This window comes from Paenibacillus ehimensis NBRC 15659 (assembly GCF_004000785.1).
GTDB lineage: Bacteria > Bacillota > Bacilli > Paenibacillales > NBRC-103111 > Paenibacillus_G > Paenibacillus_G ehimensis.
Window position 1 is genome coordinate 16,001 of record NZ_BILX01000008.1, and the last position, 17,961, is coordinate 33,961.

Genomic DNA, 17,961 nt, shown 5'->3' on the forward strand with positions numbered 1-17,961 from the left:
GCGTAAGCGTCAACTCTGTCCACCTGTGCACGTCTCAGCCGGGCGCACAGAATTTCTAATCCTGCCAACCATGTTGTCAGGATTACTGTATTACGATCATAACCAGATGACCTTCACGAGGTCATCGACAAAGGTGGTGATGACTTGAGATTGGACCGTTTGCTCGGGATTACGCTGGAACTGATGGCCAAGCAGAGGGTAACCGCCGCAGAATTGGCCGCCAAGTTCGAAGTGTCGGTGCGTACCGTTTACCGCGATGTCGAATTAATCAACCAGGCCGGCATTCCGGTCGCGTCATTCACCGGTGCGGACGGCGGATTTGAGCTGATGAACGGATTTTTCCTGACTCGGCAGCATTTTTCCGTCGACGACTTGTCGGTAATCTACACGCTCTTGAAGGCGATGCAAGGGGCGATGGGCGGTGCCGTGGCGCCCGCAATGCGAAAGTTGGCCAGCTTGCATCCGGCGCTGGCGGCGAACGAAGAAAGCGGCAAAGCCGTCATCCTAAATATGAGCACGCAGGAGCACGACAGGGATATCGTTCACCGGCTGTTCCAGGCAATCCGACAATCCCGCGTAGTCGAACTCGCTTACACGGGCACGAGCGCGTCCGGCATACGCTCCGAACGCAGTGTGGAACCGCTCAATCTGCTTTGGGAGAAAGGCGTCTGGTACCTGGAGGCTTACTGCCGATTGCGCCAGGCGAGACGGTATTTCCGCGTATCGCGCATCGCCCGTCTCGACGTGACAGAGACGACGTTCGCCCCGCGGCGCATCTCGGACGAGCCGGCGCAGGAAACCGAGCAGGGGATCCAAGCCCATCTCCGATTCGACCTGTCGGTATGCACGCGCGTGCTCGAGCAATTCCCGGGCGAATGCACGTATCAGGGGGATCGTATCAACGTGCACACGACTTTTTACACTAAGGAGTATGCGCTCTCGGTCATCGCCAGCTACGGGACGAAGGTCGACATCGTGTCGCCGGACGAACTGCGGGACGACGTCATCGCCCATATCGAAGCCATTCGCCATCATTACCGAAAAAACAAGGAGGAGATTTAGCATGACCATTTTAGTGACAGGTGCAACGGGAACCGTCGGACAGCACGTGACGGAGTTGCTGGTAAAGAGGGGCGCGCCTGTACGGGCGTTGTCGCGTAAGCCCGAACAAGCGAGAACGAAGCTGCCGGAAGGCGTGCCGATTTCGGCGGGAAATCTGATGAAGCCGGAGACGCTGCGGGATGCGCTGCAAGGCGTGGAAGCGATGTTCCTGATCATTTCCAGCGACGAGCCGGGCGCTGACCTCAATACGGATCCACAAGTAGTGGAACTGGCGGAAGCGGCAGGCGTGAAGCGTGTCGTCGTACTGGTCGGCTATGAGGAAGGGCCGGTCGAGGAAGCACTGCGGGCAAGCGGCATGCAATGGACGCTGGTGAAACCTGTTGAATTTATGGCCAACGCGCTGTCGGACTGGCGGGATGCGATCCGTACGGAAGGCGTCGTGCAGGAATTTTATGGCGGCGCGATCAGCGCGAAGGTACACGAAGGGGATATCGCCGCAGTCGCCGTCAAGGCGCTGCTGGAGGACGGTCATCATGGACAAAGCTACTTGCTGACCGGTCCCGAAGCGATAACGCGCAAGGAGGCGGTGCGCGCGATTGCGGCGGCGATAGGGAAAAATATTCCGTTCATCGAACTGACCGAGGAAGAGGCGCGGCGGCAATGGCGGGATCAGGGCTACGACGAGGAGAGCATCGAATTTTTTGTACAGATGGCGACACAAACGCCTGAAGCTGGTTACACCGTATTGCCGACGGTTGAGCAGGTGCTCGGTCGGCCGGCCCGCACGTTCACCGAGTGGGCGGCCGAGCATAAACGGGATTTTCTGTAAACGTAAGGAGGAAGAGCAGATGGCCCACGCTATCGAAGCGCAGAACTTGCGCAAATCTTTCCGGATGCACGAGGCGGTGCGGGGAGTGGATCTGTCGATTCGGCAAGGGGAACTGTTCGCGCTCCTCGGCCCTAACGGCGCCGGCAAGACGACAACGATCCACATGCTGACGACGCTGCTGCGCCCGGATGCGGGCTCGGCGCGCGTCTGCGGCCACGACGTTGTGGAAAGCCCCGACGAGGTTCGCAAGCGCATTAGCGTCACGGGCCAATACGCCGCGCTGGACGAAGCATTGACAGGTATACAGAATTTGACGCTGTTCGCCGGGCTTCACGGCTATTTGCACAAGGAAGCCCGCACGCTCGCGGCGGAACTGATCGAATCGTTCGGCCTCGCGGAAGCCGGCAGCCGAACGGTCGGGACGTACTCCGGCGGCATGCGCCGCCGGCTGGATCTTGCCGCCGGCATTCTCTCGCGGCCCGAGGTGCTGTTCCTCGATGAGCCGACCACCGGGCTGGATCCGCAAAGTCGGCATGAGCTGTGGGAACTGGTGCGCCGCTTGGTGAAACAAGGAACGACGGTGCTTCTGACGACGCAGTACTTGGAAGAAGCTGATCAATTGGCCAACCGGATCGGATTCATCGCCGAGGGACGGATCATCGCCGTCGGCACCCCGGGGCAGCTTAAAGCTTCCACCGGCGGCAAGATGTTGACGATTCGGCTGGTTTCAGGAACCGATCCGGCCGACGTCTGCCGTCTGCTCGCAAGCGAGCACGGGCTGACCGCTCAACCGGCCGGGGATGAGCCGATCGTGAAAGTCGCTGTGCAGGAAACCGCGTTGGCCCACTCCGTAATCGGTACCCTGCTGCGCCATGCGGTGACGGTCGACGATTTCGCCTTAGACGAGCCCAGTCTCGACGATGTATTTTTCGCACTGACCGCTGCCCACGGAAAGGAGACGGCATCATGAACTTCCCTCCGGCAACAAAAGCGCGGAAGCCGCTGAGAAGTCCGGGCCGCCTGGCTGCGACGGCACTGTTTACGCGGAGAACGCTGTATCACATGGGGAACAACAGCTTCGGACTCGCCATTGAGGCAATCTTGTCGCCGATCGTCATGCTTCTCATCTTCACCTTTCTGTTCGGCGGAGCCATCGCCGGTTCCGTCCAAGAGTATATCCAATACCTGTTGCCGGGCATCCTCATGCTGACGATAATACCGATGACGGTATACAGCGGTACCACATTATGCACGGATATCGCCAAAGGCATTTACCATCGGTTTCGCACGATGCCGTTCTGGCAGCCTGCCGCCATCTTGGGCTCCATTGCCGCTGAGGGCCTGCGCTATTTGGCTGCCCTGCTCGTCGTCCTGACGATGGGAATTGCGTTCGGATTCCGACCGGGTGGCGGCGTCGCGGGTACCGCTTTGGCCTTATCGTACGCCCTCTTCTTCACCTATAGCGCCAGTTGGGTCTTCGCGCTGATCGGCAATGTGGCCAAGCGTCCGGAGACGGTATCCGGCACGAGCATGATGATTGTGTATCCGCTCCTGTTTGCCAGCAACATACTTGTCGACACGTCGACCATGCCCGGATGGCTGCAGACGGCGATCGATTTGAACCCAGTCAGTATCGCCGTTCATTTGGTAAGAGGACTGCTGCACGGCACGGCGGACGCAGCCGACCTGGCGTCGGGCATCGGCGTCGCTCTGCTTCTGGCTGTCGTCTTCGCTCCCCTGACGATGTATGTTTATCTAAGAAGACAACTGCGGTAAAAGGGAAGCGTTCATTTGCCCACATGTCGGACATCGGGCATCTGCCGGAGATTATGAAGCGACGGGTGGACAGCGTGTTCGAAGGCCCCCCCGAATAACTGCTGCGCGCAGAACATTCGCTGACGGGCCGGTACTTGCGCGGCTAGCGCGCAAGCGGCGCGGATCGGCCCACATTTGATCAAAGTAGCATCCCTTAGAATAGTCGTTGGAGTAAACACAGTTCCTATCCAAGGCGTTCTAAGGGGGTACTTCAACACCCTCTCGAGGCTTTATTTTCAGAAAATCAATCGATGGTTGTTTATATTTATGGGCCTATGAGGATACCTACTTCGTAGTTTCCTCTACAGAATCTGACTCCCGATGACTTTGCAGCCCTTTGGATAAAAGGAAAAGCAGCGATTTTAACTGTTCCATATTTTCTTCACTCCAATTCGAGAGCACTTTCTCAAAATCATGAACAAAACTTTCATCCAGCCTCTGCAGCTCCAATTCACCAGCTTTAGTTAACGATATCAGACTAGAACGTTGATCGGCTGGATCTGTCTTCACTTGAACAAAACCTGCATTTTTTAAACTCTGAATCCGGCGGGTAACGGAAGAAGGATTAAAATTGAGTTCTTTAGCAAGATCAGAGGGTCTAATTTGAGGCTGCTTTAGGGCAAGTTGGAAAATCTCCACGGATATGGGGTCTAATGTTCGATCCTTCATAATCTGCACTTCTTTCACGACCCCCATGAGAGCCAGCACAAGTTCTCGAATCGCTTTTCTGTTCATGTGACATCTCCAATATAGCTTACTGACTTACAGTGTATTTTATTTGCTTGCAAAAAGCAAACAAAATACACGATTCGTTATTCTGTCCCCCAATTTCTTAAAGCTTGAGCTAACTCCTCTGTGATCATGGCATTGCCATTGATTACGTGAATAGGCTCATTTAGAGAATAATGCTCCCCATTCCACGTATACTCCTTGGCATTTAATTGAAATTCAAGGGAATATTTATTCTTGCGAACGGATACCGTCCTCGTATTCTCATCGAAACGGACAACGGCTCCAATCTCCTCCCCAATATTTCGGATTGGATAAAGCGCGGACGGTTTATTTTTACTCCAACTGGCAGGTGCAGGATAGGTTTTCAGCATTTTCCGCAGATTTTCTTTCTCTATTAGGTGACCATTGCTAACCACGGATTCTATGTTTCGAATATGATTTATGTCCGCAAGCGGATTATCATTCAACAAAACCATGTCAGCAAGTTTTCCCTCCTCAATGGTTCCCAGCGTGTCGGTCATATTGAGGTAGGCCGCAGGATGAATCGTTGCCGATTGCAGAGCCTCCAATGGAGTCATTCCTGCTTGGACAAGCAGCTCTAACTCGTCATGCAAACTGAAACCGTAAAATAAGTTTGGCAGCGCTTCTCCTTCAAACATATTTGCGTCGGTTCCGGCCAGAATAGGCACTCCTGCTTTATGCATTCTACCTGCCAAGGCCAGGTGCGCGTTAAATATCTTTTCCGCAGCGTTCAATTGTTCCCTATAGTCATTTGAAGTTTTCATGTGCTCCTGCACTTTGATCCAATTAGCTTGCACTTCCGTAGGCACATATCGGCTGCGCTCATCCGGAGAGGTATTGATTAAACTCTTGAAGGTTACGAGGGTCGGAACTTGCCACGTATTGTTTTTCTTGAACGTATCAAACAGGATTTGTTCTTTCTTCTCATTATGCTGCCCAATAGCTTGCAAATCTGCCGCAAAAGGAGCGTCCCGGTAGGAAGGCGGCGCATTCAGAATCTTCTCCTCGATGTCTGAGGCAGCTATGGAAATCCCATGCAAATGCTCAAGTGACTTCTGCCCTAGATTAGAGGCGCGATATGCCCCTATACTATTGGGAACATGACCTGCAACCGTCATCTCTTGTTTTTTTGCTTCGTCTACTATGGCCGTGTATATATCCGCAGGAAGATATGAATACACTTTTATAAAATCAACCCCGGCTTGTTTCAGCTCTCTAACCTTTTCCCGTGCCTCTTGAACCGTTTGAATATTCTCATGCAAAGGAAGAGGAGCACCATCCAAAATAGGCCCTGAATACACAATACGCGGGGCTAACGCTCCCTTGTCCATTTCGTTCTCCCATTGATTTATCTGTTCAAATCGCGCCCCCATATCTCGAACCCCTGTGACACCATTAGCCAGAAGACTCGGAAAGGCTACTTTGTAGTTATCCAGTATATGAATATGCATGTCCCACAGACCGGGAATCATATATTTCCCCTTAGCCTCGACGACATATACGTTGGAAGGGATCGAAACGTCGGCACGATTTACAATTTGTTTAATTTTGTTCCCTTCAATGACCACGGCCCTATCCGGCTTGAGTTCACCACTTCGGATATCAATAATCGTTACACCGCGAATAACAAATGTCCCCTGGGTTTTCGGCACCTTCATTGCATAGGAAGTATCGCTCAACAACATAAACAAGATTAAACTACAGAAGAGGATTACAGTTTTCCTCACACTTATCATTCCTTTCTTTTTTAATAACAATTAATGACTTCATGCGCTCCTCTCTTAAAAAAATTTCTTTAGCATCATCATTTTATTTTATTTGCTTGCGTAAAGCAAATAAAATCCGTATCAAGCGATGAAGGAGAACCCGGAAGCTTCGCAAAAAAATAAACGCCCCGGCGCCGTTTGCAGACGCCAGGGTCATTGCATTCCGATTCAATTACAAAGCAAGCTCCTTCAGCTCGGCCGACTCCAGAAACCTCTCGCAATCGAGCGCCGCCATGCAGCCTGTGCCCGCTGCGCTGATCGCCTGCCGATACCGGCTGTCCTGGACGTCGCCGCAGGCGAATACGCCGGGAATGTTCGTTTCCGTCGTGCCTGGCTTCACCAGCAAGTAGCCGTGCTCGTCGGTCGTCAGCTGGCCCTCCAGAAACTTCGTATTCGGCGTGTGGCCGATCGCTACGAAGATGCCGTCTACTTCGATGATTTCTTCCTCGCCGGTGTCGTTGTTTCTCACCTTCAGCCCGGTCACGCCCCGTTCGCCCGCGATGACTTCCAGCGGAGTCCGGTTCAGCTTCCAGCTGATTTTCTCGTTGGCGCGTGCCCGCTCCTGCATGATCTTCGACGCGCGAAGCTCGGTGCGCCGGTTCACCAGAACGACCTCCGAAGCGAAGCGGGTCAGGAAGTTCGCCTCTTCCATGGCCGAATCCCCGCCGCCGATAACGATAATTTTTTTGCCCCGGAAGAAGAAGCCGTCGCATGTCGCACAGGTGCTTACCCCGCGTCCGACGTTTTCCTTTTCTCCCGGAATGCCGAGGTATTTCGCGGAAGCGCCGGTGGATACGATCACCGTTTCCGCTTGAATGTCGCCCATGCCTTCGACCGAAAGCGTGAATGGCCGCTTGGAGAGATCGGCTTTGTTCACCCATCCCGTCCGGAATTCGGCGCCGAAGCGTTCGGCCTGCTTGCGCATGTTATCCATTAATTCGGGACCCATGATGCCTTCCGGGAAGCCCGGGAAGTTCTCGACCTCGGTCGTCGTCGTCAGTTGTCCTCCCGGCTCCGGACCTTCGATCACCAAAGGCTTCAATCCCGCTCTCGCCAAATATATCGCCGCCGTCAACCCTCCGGGGCCTGTTCCGATAATTACGCTATTGTACATGATGTGTTCCTCCTTCATACAGCCTATCCTTAAGCTTTATCATATCTCCCCCGGAGAAAGATTGCATGAAGGTTTGATTAAGGTCACATGAAGGAATCATGAAGAAAGCGCAAGCCCAGGAACCCTCTGACGCAACAAAAAAAGAGCAGCTCGCCGCTTGCTCCATGCCGGGTTTCATTCGGTTTTCGTCGTATGTCCGTGTCAGCTTGGCCGTTCCGCTTGTAAATCCCGCTAGCATTTCCCTTTTTTCAGTGCGTTGGAAACTTTCGACAGCGCCTTCTCGACAGCCTTCCGCTCCTCTTCGTCCAGCACGCTTACGAAGTAATTGTAAATGCCTTCCGAATAAACCGGCCAGGTTCTGAGAAACTCCCGTTTCCCTTCCCGGGTCAGTACGGCAAAAGCCCCCCGCCGGTCTTCCTCCGTTCTTTCCCTCTCCACAAGCCCCTCCCGCTCCAACCGCTCAATCACCCGGGTCAGCCCGCTTCGGGTCAACACGACTTTGTTGGCCAAGTCGGTCATTCGAAGCTTCTTATCCGGCGACTGGTACAAGGCTACCAAAACATCATACGTCGTAAGCGGCACTCTTCGTTGATCGGATAAATCGGCTTCGATTCGTTTAATCACGGCGGCGTGGGCATTGACAAAAGCGCGCCAAGCCGCAAGCTGGTCTTCCTCAAGTCGTTGCATCCCGTTCTTCCTCCTGAACCATCGGATAATTTTATCATACTTGATTCATCGTTGACGGAGCAAATAAACCGTGCTAATTTAGTTGCATAGGAAATAATTGATTATACAACTATTTTGAAAAGGAGGGGTGACTCATGAATGGCATTTTTCTCGGACTTTTGTCGGCTTTATCCTTCGGAACGGCCGATTTCTTCGCGGGAAAATCGAGCAAAAAAATCGGCGTGTTCTCCACCCTCTTTTATATGCAGCTCGTCGGTCTCCTCTTCTTGACGGCCGCTGTCTTCTGGCAGGGACAGTGGGATGCCCTGCTGTCGCTCCGGCATGCTGCCGCAGCCAGCCTCTGGATGGCGGTTGATCTGATCGGAATTCTTTTTCTTTATCAAGGCCTGCTTACCGGAAGCTCCGCCGTCGTCGCGCCTGTCGCCTCCAGCTTCTCCGTAGTGACCGTCGCTCTGGCCTTTCTATCCGGGGAACGGTTGGGCACGGGAACTTGGCTCGGCATCATCATGACGTTGTCGGGAGTCATCCTGGCATCCATGGTATGGCGGTCCGGGAGGTCAAAACAGCGGCCCGGCACTGCGTTGGCGAGCGGAGTGCTTTGGGCCGTACTGGCCTCGCTGTTTCTCGGTGCGGCCTTCTTCGGGCTGCGTTTCGCACAGGAAGCCCTTGGCGGTCTGCTGACCGTCTGGATCGGACGGCTGCAGGCCGTGATCCTGCTTCCGGTCCTTTACCGGCTGCTGAAGATCAGGCTCACCTCTCCGGGCAGGAACGGCGCCGGGCTGGTCGCCCTCGTCGGCATTCTCGATGCGGTCGCTCTTGTCAGCTACAACACCGGATTGGGACTGGAGGACACCTCCATCGTCATCACGGCCACATCGCTGTTTGCCATCGTCACTTTGCTGTGGGGAGTGCTTGCGGGAGGCGAAAAGCCGGCTTGGAATCAATGGGTCGGGGTAGGCTGCACCTTCGCCGGCATCCTGATCGTATCTTGGCCGTAAAGGCATGAAAAAGCGGGCTCTGCGCTCCCGCAAAGCCCGCCCGTGTTTGAATTTCATAGCTTACGTTACGTTTATTATCGTTCCACCGCAGTCTTGCCGGGAGCGCCCCGCTTGCGGAGCGTTGCGGCGGCATCGGAGTCGCGCATGCCGAGCGCAAAACACAGCCCGAGCAGCAGGAAGCCTGCCGCCCCGAGCAGTGCCGCCCGGTAAGCTGTCTGATCGGGCTCCATGGCTCCGGCTGGTTCTGCCGCTCCCGTGCCTGCCGCTGCAAGGATGCCGGACAGCAGCGCCAGGCCGATGGCTGAACCGAGCCGGTTCTGAACCGTGAACCAGGTCGAGGCGCGCCCCATCGACGAGGGAGGAATGTTGGCGAACGAGGCGATCTGCACCGCGCCGACCGTATGGCCCAAGCAGACGCCCACGCCGAACAGCAGACCGCGGATCAGCCACGGATCGGATCCTTCGCGGACGAAGCTCAGCGTTACAAAGATCGCTATCGTGCAGAGCAGCCCCGTAATGATCATACGTTTAGGGCCGAGCTTCGGATAAGACCAAGGCACGAGCTGGGATGACACCATCAGCCCCAGCGCTTCCGGAAACGTCGTAAGCCCGGTCTCAAGCGCCGAAGCCCCCAGCACATATTGGTACATCAGCGGGAAGACGTAGAGCATGCCCAGCAGGCCCGGCGGCCGAGCACATGCCGACGAGCCCCGCCGCGCGGAACAGCCTGTCGCACAGCAGACGCAAATCCAGCATCGGCTTCGGCGCGCGCAGTTCGACTGCGACGAGAGCGGCCAGCAAAAGCAAGCCCAGAAGTCCGGCGCCGGCAATCCAGGGCGAATGCCAGCCGAGAACCGGCCCTTGGCTGAGGGCGTACATCGTCAGCGCCATGCCGGGAGCGGAGAGCAGGAAGCCCGGCAGATCCAGACGTCCGGCTTCCGGCTCCTTATGCTCCTTGAGATACAGCAGTCCGAACAGCAGAACCGGAATGCCGACCGGGAGATTGATGTAGAAAATCCAGCGCCAGGAGAACTGGTCCGTCAACAAGCCGCTGACGATCGGCCCCAAGGCAGGCGCAGCGGCGATGGGCAGCACCAGCGCCCGCGACACCTTGGCCCGCTCCTGCGGCGGGAAGGCCCGGAACAGCATCGCCATGCCAACAGGCGTCAGCAAGCCGCCGCCGATGCCTTGCAGCATCCGGTACGCGGTAAGCTCCGCCAGACTGCCGGCCCATCCGCACAGGGCGGAGGCCCCGGTGAACAGGCCGAGCGCCAGCAGCAGGATCCGTTTGGTTCCCCAGCGGTCTCCAAGCCAGCCGGCTACGGGAAGAACAAGGGCAAGGCTCGCCAGATAGCCGACGTTGAGCGCGCCGGAAGCAGCCGGGGGCACATTGAGCTCCCGGCTGATGGTGCCCAGCGCAACATTAAGTACGGTGGCGTCCATCGCTACCATGAACATGGCGGCGACATAGACGATGCACACAACGACTTTGGGATTCGGTCCTTCCGTCATCCCTGCTTCGTGTCGGCGTAGGCAGGCCCGGCATAAAGGCTGCGGGGCCGCAGATCCGACCAGTGTGCGGCGATGTAGTCGAGGCACGCCTCCCGCGCAGCCTGCCCGAACGCCGCGGTCCAGCCCTGCGGAACCGGAATGAAAGCGGGCCAGAGCGAATGCTGTCCCTCCTCATTGATCAACACCAGATAGTCGCTGTCCGTTCGCTCGAATGGATTGGTCATCGTTTGATTTCCTCCCTAAAGGTTTTGACTGTCCGGTTTTTCAGCGCCTGCAGCTTCACCGAAAGCTGCCGTCCGATCTCCGTCAGCGGTCCGGGCTGGCACAGGTCTTTATGCCGGCACGCAATATCATAGCGCTCCATCTGCCCGCTAATATACGGAAGCCACATCTCCGGATCGATCGGATCGAACCAGTCCGGGATGATCGTGGAATGGAAGAACAGCAGATCGCCTTCGAACCGTTTCGGCACATACGACCCTAACAGTCGGACCGAGTTCTCGTAGGTCGTTCTCAGATTCCGGATGATCGCTTCGTCCAAGCTTGCCAGCGCGCTTCCGTCGCTGCGAAGGATCTCGATGGCGGCGGCCATGGTCAGCGGGACGTCGCCGAGACTGTCCGGGTCGTAGCCGCCGAGCGCCAGCATCGCGGTCAGCGCCTCTTCTTCATCCACCTCGCCGCGAATCGGCAAATAGTGGCTTGGGAAGGCGTCAAGCATCGCGAGGAACTCTACTTCCTCCCCTTCCTGCTGCAGCTGGACGGCCATGGCCTGCGCCACGTTGCCGCCGAGCGACCAGCCCAGCAGCCGGTACGGGCCGGTTGGCCGCACCGTGCGGATATGCGCGATATAATCCGCCGTCATCTCGTCCATCGTCTGCGGCAGCGTCTCGGTCCGCGCAATGCCCCGGGCCTGTAGCCCGTAGATCGGGTATTCCATCCCGAGATGCTTCATCAGGCCGGCATAGCACCAGCTCAGTCCGCCCGCCGGATGCACGCAGAACAGCGGCGGTTCGGTTCCGTGGGCCCTTAGCGGCAGGAGCACTTGAAGCGCGCCTTGATCCGTTCCCATCTCCAGCCGCTCCGCGAGCCCGGCAACCGTCGGCGTCTCGAAGAGGACGCCGATGCCGAGATCGCGGCCCATCGCTTCGCGAATGCGGCTCATCAGCCGTACCGCCAGCAGCGAATGCCCTCCGAGCTCGAAGAAGCCGTCGTCGATTCCCACGCGCCGCAGTCCCAGCACTTCGGCGAACAAATCGCACAGCACCTCTTCTTGCGGCGTCCGCGGGCCTCTTCCGTCGGGATCGACGGTCCAATCCGGCGCAGGCAGCGCCTTCCGGTCCAGCTTGCCGTTCGGAGTAAGCGGCAGGGCGTCCATGCCGATGACGGCCGACGGCACCATGTAATCCGGCAGGCTGGCGCCGGCATACCGGCGCAGCTCGGCCGGCTCGGCGAGCGAGTCCGGCGCGGGGACGACGTAAGCGACCAGCCGCTTGTCGCCCGGCTGATCCTCGCGCACCACGACGGCGACCTGCGCGACGCCGGGATGCCTTGCCAGCACCGCCTCGATCTCGCCCGGCTCGATGCGGAACCCGCGGATCTTCACCTGATGATCCGCCCGGCCCAAATAATCCAGCGAACCGTCGGCGAGGCGCCGGGCCAAATCGCCGGTACGGTACATCCGGGAGCCCGGCGCGCCGAACGGATCGGCCACGAACCGCTCCGCCGTCAGCCCCGGCCGTCCCCAATAGCCGCGCGCCAGCCCGGCGCCGGCGACATACATTTCTCCCGTTACCCCGGGCGGGACAGGCTGCAGCGCCTCATCCAGAACATAGACGCGCAAATCCGGAATCGCTTCGCCGATCAGGCTGCCGGCGCCCGAAGCGGCGCTGCCGCGGTCCAGCTCCTTGTAGCTGACATGCACGGTTGTCTCGGTAATGCCGTACATGTTGATCAATCTCGGGGCATCGTCCGGATGGCGCGCATACCATTCCTCCAGCCGTCCGAGCTCCAGCGCCTCGCCGCCAAAGACGACGCAGCGCAGAGCCAGCTCCCCGCCCAGCGACGGATGCTCGCGGTCCGCCTGCATCAGCTGATAGAACGCCGACGGCGTCTGATTCAGCACCGTAACCCGCTCGCGTACGAGCAATTGCAGGAACTCCGCGGGCGATCGGCTGACCGTGTGCGGCACGACCACGAGGCGGCCGCCATGGAGAAGCGGCCCCCACATTTCCCATACGGAAAAATCGAAAGCATACGAATGGAACAGCGTCCAGACGTCCTCCGAACCGAAGCCGAACCAATGCTGCGTCGAGGCAAACAACCGCACGACGTTCTGATGCGGAATCACGACGCCCTTCGGCTTGCCCGTCGAGCCCGAGGTATAGATCATATACGCAGGGCTGAGCGGCGACAGCGGCCCTGTGCGATCCCGGTCGCCGGGGTTGTCCGGCGAATACGCCCTTAGCCGCTCCGCCGTATCCGGCGCATCCAGCACCAGACGCGGCAGGCTCCCGGTATCCGGCAAGCCCTGAGCCCCGGCTTCGCTTGTGACGACAACCACCGGCCGGGCGTCCTCCAGCATATAAGCCAGCCGGTCGGCCGGATAATCCGGGTCCAGCGGCAAGTACGCCGCTCCGGCCTTCAGCACGGCCAGCACGCCGACCACCATCTCTACCGAGCGCGGCAGCGCCAACGCCACCATCTGCTCGGGGCCGACGCCTTCGGCGATCAGCAGATGCGCCAGCCGGTTGGCGCGGCAGTTCAGCTCCGCATAGTCGAGCAGCTCGCCTTCGCAGACGACTGCCGCCGATCCGGGGCTGCGGGCCGCCTGCGCCTCGAACAGCGCGGGCAGATGGGCCCCCGGCGTCACAGGCAGCGGCTCGCGCCATTGCGCCAGCAGGCTGCTGCGCTCGTCGGGCATCAAAATCTCCAGCCGTCCGATCGGCTGATCCGGCTCGGCCGCCGCTCCCTCCAGCACCTGCACAAACCGCTCGGCCAGCTTTTCCGCCGTACTGCGCTCGAACAGATCGGAGCTGTACTCCAGCAGCCCTTCCAGCCCGTCCGGCGTGCCATCCGGCTTGCGGCACTCGTTCAGTTCGAAGGTCAGATCGAACTTGGCCGTGCCGGCGCTGTCCAATTGGAGACGGGCGTCCACTCCGGGCAGGTCAAGCATGGCATCCGGCGTATTTTGCAGCACCAGCATGATCTGGAACAGCGGATGCCGGGCCCGCGAACGCACGGGATTCAGCACCTCCACCAGGCGCTCGAAGGGCACATCCTGATGCTCGTAAGCGGCCAGATTCGTCTGGCGGACGCGGGCCAGCAGCTCGCGGAAGGACGGATCGCCGGACGTATCGGTGCGAAGCACCAGCGTATTGATGAACAAGCCGACCAGGCCGTCCAGCGCATCGTCGCTCCGCCCCGCAATCGGACTGCCGATCGGAATATCCGTCCCGCCGCCGATTCGGGTAAGCAGCGCCGCAAGCGCGGACTGCAGCACCATGAACAAGCTGGCCTTGCTTTCGCGGGCAACCTCCGCAAGCCGGAGGTTCAGCTCGCTGCCGATCCGGAAGCGGACAACCCCTCCCCGGTAGCTTGCAGCCGAAGGCCTCGGACGATCGGCCGGCAGCGTCAGCTCGTCCGGCAAGCCCTGCAGTGTCCGGGTCCAGAAGGCGAGCTGGCGCGCAATTAGGCTGTCGGCATCGCCCTCGCTGCCAAGCAGCCGCTCCTGCCAGAGCGCATAGTCGGCATACTGCACCGGCAGCGGAGCCCAAGCGGGCAATTCTCCCCGCAGACGTGCGGCGTAGGCGGCGGACAGCTCGCGGGTGAGCGGCACCAGCGACCAGCCGTCGCCCGCGATATGGTGAAGCAGCAGCAGCAGGGCGTATTCATTCTCGCCAAGCACGAACAATTCGGCGCGAAGCGAAGGCTCCTCGGCCAGCCGGAAGCCGTAGCGCACCGCCTCGGCGAGCCGTTCGGACAACTCGTCTTCGCGGACTTCGGTCACAAGCAGCCGGGGCTTGGCCTGCGCCGCATCCAAAATGAGCTGCTGCGAAGAACCCTGCGTATCCGGGAAAATCGTGCGCAGCGTCTCATGCCGGCTTACCACATCGCCGAGCGCCCCTTCCAGCGCAGCCGCGTTTAACGGGCCCGACAGCCGGGCAACCAGCGGAATGTTGTAGGTCGGACTCGGACCTTCGAGACGGTATAGAAACCACAGCCGGTTCTGGGCGAAGGAAAGCGGGACCGCCTCCGGCCGCTCGGCCGGACGCACGGCCGGTCTGGCCGCCTGCGCCTGATCGAGGCGCTTGGCGAGACCGGCGACGGTAGGCGATTCGAAAAGCCCCCCGATGCCGAATTCCACGCCGAACACTTCCCGGATTCGGCCCACCAGCCGCCCTGCCAGCAGGGAATGGCCGCCGAGTCCGAAGAAGTCGTCGTCGATGCCCGCCTTCGCCAGGCCGAGCACCTCTGCGAACAAGCCGCACAGCAGCTCCTCCTGCGGCGTTCTCGGACTGCGGCTGACGGCTAAGTGGAAATCCGGAGCAGGCAGCGCCTTGCGGTCGATTTTCTGATTGGGCGTCAAGGGCATGGCCGCCAACGGCACGAAGGCGGAAGGCACCATGTAATCGGGCAGCTCTTCGGCCACATACTGCCGAAGCTCCGCCGGATCGGGGCCATGCTGGGCTTGAGCTGTGAAATAAGCCACAAGCCGTTTATCCCCGGGCCGGTCCTCCCGCGCGACGACCGTCACCTGATCGACCGCCGGATGCCGGGAGAGCAGCGATTCGATTTCGCCAAGCTCCACCCGAAAACCGCGTATCTTGATCTGATGATCGGCGCGTCCTATGTAATCGAGAGTGCCGTCCTCAAGCCATCTCGCAAGGTCGCCCGTACGGTACATCCGGCTGCCGGGCGGGCCGAACGGATTGGCCACGAAACGCTCGGCCGTCAAGTCCGGCCGCCCCAAATAACCGCGGGCCAATCCCGTCCCCGCAAGATACAGATCGCCCGCGACGCCCGGCGGTACCGGAGACAGTCCCGCATCCAGCACATAGGCCTGCGTGTTCGCAATCGGCCCGCCGATCGGCGGCGTGCCCGTGCGCTCTTCGCCCAAACGCCCGGCGGTGGAATAGATCGTCGTCTCCGTCGGTCCGTACTGGTTATGAACCTCGCAGCCGAGCGACTGCATCGCGAGCTTCAGCCCCAGCGGGAATGCCTCACCGCCCGTGATGATCCGCAGGCCGGGGAACGGCTCCGGCTTGCTCGACGCGAGCGCCTGCCACAGGGTCGGCGTCGCCTGCATGATCGTAGCCCCCGACTCATGAATCATCCTCGCCAGCGCAGGCGGGTCGATGATCACCGACCTCGGAGCGATATCGATGCAGGCTCCCGCAATCAGAGGCAGGAACATTTCAAGCACCGAGATGTCAAAAGCAATCGTCGTTACCGACAGCAGCCGGTCCCGGACGCTCAGCCGGAACCGGTCCTGCATGGCCGTGAGCAGGTTAGTCAAGCTGCCGAAGGTCACGATCACGCCCTTCGGCTTGCCGGTTGAGCCCGACGTGTAAAGAATGTAGGCAGGGTGAAGAGGCGACAGACGGCCGGTACGGTCCTCGTCGCCGGGAGAGGTTTCCGGCTGGCGCAGCATTTGCGCTTCAACAGCAGGCTCGTCAAGCACCAGAAGAGGCCCCGCCGCTCCGGAAGGAAGCCGGGCGGCCGTTTCGCTGTCCGTCAGGACGCACAGAGGGGCGGCGTCTTGGAGCATGTAGGCCAACCGGTCCTGCGGATAGTCGGGGTCCAGCGGCAAATACGCGGCGCCGGTTTTATGGACGGCCAGAACCGCCACAACCGCTTCCGCCGACCGCGGCAGCAGCAGCGCTACAACGCCTTCCGGACCGACGCCCCGCGAGATCAACGCATGAGCCAGCCGGTTGGCGCGCCGGTTCAATTCGGCATACGTGAGGACGGAGTCCTCGAATACGACGGCGACCGCATCCGGCGTGCGGGCGACTTGGGCCTCGACCATCGCGGACGTGGAGGCTTCCGGCCATTCCCGGGCCGTTTCGTTCCATCCGATGAGCACCTGCTCCCGTTCCTCGGGCAGCAGCATATCGATCTGCGAGATCGGCTGCCCGGGATCGGCCGAGGCAAGGCGCCCCAGCCAGCCAAGGAACCGCCGCTGATGGGCCGCCAGCTCTTCCGCTCCATACACCGCCGGATTTCCGTCGAAATCTACCCGCAGCCCGCTGCCGTCCGACCGGTCATAGACATGGATCGACAGATCGTCCACCGGCCCGGCAGACAGATTATGCGGAATGCCCGGGCAGCCGGCAAAGCTCAGGCGATAGTCGAACGGCATCACGTTGACCATCGGCCCGAACAAGCGGCGGTTTTCCCCGATCAGCTTCAGCTCCCGCCGCATATCCTGCTGCCGGTACAACTGATGGCGCCGGGCCTCGCAGACCTCCCGCGAAACTTGGCGCAGCAGCTCGGACAGCGGCATCTCGGGCCGCACGGCCAAACGCAGCGGCAGCAGGTTCATGACCATGCCCGGAATGCGCAGCGAAGCCGAACCCAAGCGGCACATCATAGGCAGACCGAGAATCACATCGTTAGCGCCGGTCATCCGATGCACGTAGGCCGCTACGGCCGCAATCATGACATCGGGCCAAGTCGTTCCCGTCCGGTCGGCCGCCTTCCGCAGCGCGGACGCCTCGTCCGGCGACAGCTGCGCGGTCCGGCGCAGGAAGCCTGCGCCGGCTCTGGCCGCCCGGCTGCCCAGACTAACCGCTTCCGGCGCGTCGGCGAAGCGGGCAAGCCAGAAGGCCCGGTCCCGCTCCTGCTGCTCCGAAGCACGATAGGCATCGTCCTCCCGGAGAATCGATTGCAGCGCGCCGAAGGCTTCCGGCCCGGGCGGCTGGTCCCGGGTGAGGGCGGTATAAATTTGAGCGGCTCTCTGGGCCAGCAAAGAAAAGCTGTAGCCGTCGATGACGAGGTGATGGATGCGCTGATACCAGAGAAAGCGGTCCGGGGCCAGCTTGAACAACGCTTCCGTAAACAGCGGTCCTCGCGTCAGGTCTATCGGCTCGGCCAAGTCCTGTCTCATCCAAGCCTCGGCCGCTTCCAACGGATGGTCCGATCCGCTGAAGTCCACATGATGCAGCACCCAGTCGGACGACGGCTCAAGACGCTGCCAAGGCCCATCCCCGTCTTCGCCGAAGCGCAGATGCAGCGTTTCCGCCTCCTCCACGGTTTGACGCAGCGCCGCTTCGAAACGCACCGGGTCCAGAGGTCCATGAATATCGATATATTCCCCCGTATTGAACATCGGGCTTTCCGGGTCAAGCTGCTGGGCGAACCAAATCCCCAATTGCGCCCCCGTCAACGGCCGGCGGGCCTGCCGAGCTTCGGACATATGCTCCC

Annotated in this window: 11 protein-coding genes and 1 pseudogene; 5 read left to right on the forward strand and 7 right to left on the reverse strand. The window is 59.8% G+C overall.

Annotation, left to right across the window (positions count from 1 at the left end):
* Window positions 1-144: 144 nt before the first annotated feature.
* The 4 genes from PEH01S_RS06845 to PEH01S_RS06860 are packed head-to-tail and all read left to right on the forward strand — an operon-like array spanning window position 145 to window position 3,667.
* Entirely contained in the window at window positions 145-1,062 is a 918-nt protein-coding gene (locus PEH01S_RS06845) for a helix-turn-helix transcriptional regulator (protein WP_127484445.1), read from the forward strand.
* 1 nt (window position 1,063) lies between these two features.
* Window positions 1,064-1,891: an NAD(P)H-binding protein gene (locus PEH01S_RS06850; protein WP_127484447.1), complete on the forward strand. Its 828-nt coding sequence runs from the start codon at window positions 1,064-1,066 to the stop codon at window positions 1,889-1,891.
* A 19-nt stretch (window positions 1,892-1,910) separates the two neighbouring features.
* Window positions 1,911-2,861 carry an ATP-binding cassette domain-containing protein gene (locus PEH01S_RS06855; protein WP_127484449.1) on the forward strand — a complete coding sequence of 317 codons (951 nt, stop codon included), beginning with the start codon at window positions 1,911-1,913 and terminating at the stop codon, window positions 2,859-2,861.
* Window positions 2,858-3,667, forward strand: a complete 810-nt coding sequence (locus PEH01S_RS06860) for an ABC transporter permease (protein WP_127484451.1) — start codon at window positions 2,858-2,860, stop codon at window positions 3,665-3,667. The genes PEH01S_RS06855 and PEH01S_RS06860 overlap by 4 nt, the downstream gene beginning before the upstream one ends.
* 324 nt (window positions 3,668-3,991) lie before the next feature.
* Here PEH01S_RS06860 and PEH01S_RS06865 read toward each other — a convergent pair whose 3' ends face one another.
* The 4 genes from PEH01S_RS06865 to PEH01S_RS06880 form a co-directional block, all read right to left on the reverse strand.
* Entirely contained in the window at window positions 3,992-4,441 is a 450-nt protein-coding gene (locus tag PEH01S_RS06865) for a MarR family winged helix-turn-helix transcriptional regulator (RefSeq protein ID WP_127484453.1), read from the reverse strand.
* 77 nt (window positions 4,442-4,518) lie between these two features.
* A complete protein-coding gene (locus PEH01S_RS06870; protein WP_127484455.1) occupies window positions 4,519-6,216 on the reverse strand; it encodes an amidohydrolase family protein in 1,698 nt (565 codons plus the stop codon).
* 181 nt (window positions 6,217-6,397) lie between these two features.
* Window positions 6,398-7,339 (reverse strand): thioredoxin-disulfide reductase, encoded by a 942-nt coding sequence (trxB, locus tag PEH01S_RS06875; RefSeq protein ID WP_127484457.1) that lies wholly within the window; start codon window positions 7,337-7,339, stop codon window positions 6,398-6,400.
* 231 nt (window positions 7,340-7,570) lie between these two features.
* Complete coding sequence (locus PEH01S_RS06880) at window positions 7,571-8,026, reverse strand: MarR family winged helix-turn-helix transcriptional regulator (RefSeq protein ID WP_127484459.1); 456 nt, start codon at window positions 8,024-8,026, stop codon at window positions 7,571-7,573.
* Window positions 8,027-8,160: 134 nt separating this feature from the next.
* On the opposite strand from PEH01S_RS06880, the gene PEH01S_RS06885 reads away from it, so the two are divergent.
* The gene (locus PEH01S_RS06885) at window positions 8,161-9,024 is read left to right on the forward strand and encodes a DMT family transporter (RefSeq protein ID WP_127484461.1); all 864 of its coding nucleotides are present in this window, start codon (window positions 8,161-8,163) and stop codon (window positions 9,022-9,024) included.
* Between the two features lie 74 nt (window positions 9,025-9,098).
* Here the strand turns inward: PEH01S_RS06885 and PEH01S_RS36115 are convergent.
* From PEH01S_RS36115 to PEH01S_RS06900, 3 genes and pseudogenes are all read right to left on the reverse strand, one after another.
* Window positions 9,099-10,536: pseudogene (locus tag PEH01S_RS36115) on the reverse strand (DHA2 family efflux MFS transporter permease subunit).
* Window positions 10,533-10,760 (reverse strand): MbtH family protein, encoded by a 228-nt coding sequence (locus PEH01S_RS06895; RefSeq protein WP_025849985.1) that lies wholly within the window; start codon window positions 10,758-10,760, stop codon window positions 10,533-10,535. Before PEH01S_RS06895 ends, PEH01S_RS36115 begins: the two are co-directional and overlap by 4 nt.
* Window positions 10,757-17,953: an amino acid adenylation domain-containing protein gene (locus tag PEH01S_RS06900; protein WP_127484463.1), complete on the reverse strand. Its 7,197-nt coding sequence runs from the start codon at window positions 17,951-17,953 to the stop codon at window positions 10,757-10,759. Before PEH01S_RS06900 ends, PEH01S_RS06895 begins: the two co-directional genes overlap by 4 nt.
* Window positions 17,954-17,961 lie beyond the last annotated feature (8 nt).

What these genes read in the sequence shown, in the direction of transcription:
- PEH01S_RS06900 (WP_127484463.1), bottom strand. Translation starts at nt 17,953, where the DNA reads ATGTCCGAAGCTCGGCAGGCCCGCCGGCCGTTGACGGGGGCGCAATTG.
- PEH01S_RS06895 (WP_025849985.1), bottom strand. Translation starts at nt 10,760, where the DNA reads ATGACCAATCCATTCGAGCGAACGGACAGCGACTATCTGGTGTTGATC.
- PEH01S_RS06855 (WP_127484449.1), top strand. Translation starts at nt 1,911, where the DNA reads ATGGCCCACGCTATCGAAGCGCAGAACTTGCGCAAATCTTTCCGGATG.
- PEH01S_RS06850 (WP_127484447.1), top strand. Translation starts at nt 1,064, where the DNA reads ATGACCATTTTAGTGACAGGTGCAACGGGAACCGTCGGACAGCACGTG.
- PEH01S_RS06860 (WP_127484451.1), top strand. Translation starts at nt 2,858, where the DNA reads ATGAACTTCCCTCCGGCAACAAAAGCGCGGAAGCCGCTGAGAAGTCCG.
- trxB (WP_127484457.1), bottom strand. Translation starts at nt 7,339, where the DNA reads ATGTACAATAGCGTAATTATCGGAACAGGCCCCGGAGGGTTGACGGCG.
- PEH01S_RS06865 (WP_127484453.1), bottom strand. Translation starts at nt 4,441, where the DNA reads ATGAACAGAAAAGCGATTCGAGAACTTGTGCTGGCTCTCATGGGGGTC.
- PEH01S_RS06885 (WP_127484461.1), top strand. Translation starts at nt 8,161, where the DNA reads ATGAATGGCATTTTTCTCGGACTTTTGTCGGCTTTATCCTTCGGAACG.
- PEH01S_RS06880 (WP_127484459.1), bottom strand. Translation starts at nt 8,026, where the DNA reads ATGCAACGACTTGAGGAAGACCAGCTTGCGGCTTGGCGCGCTTTTGTC.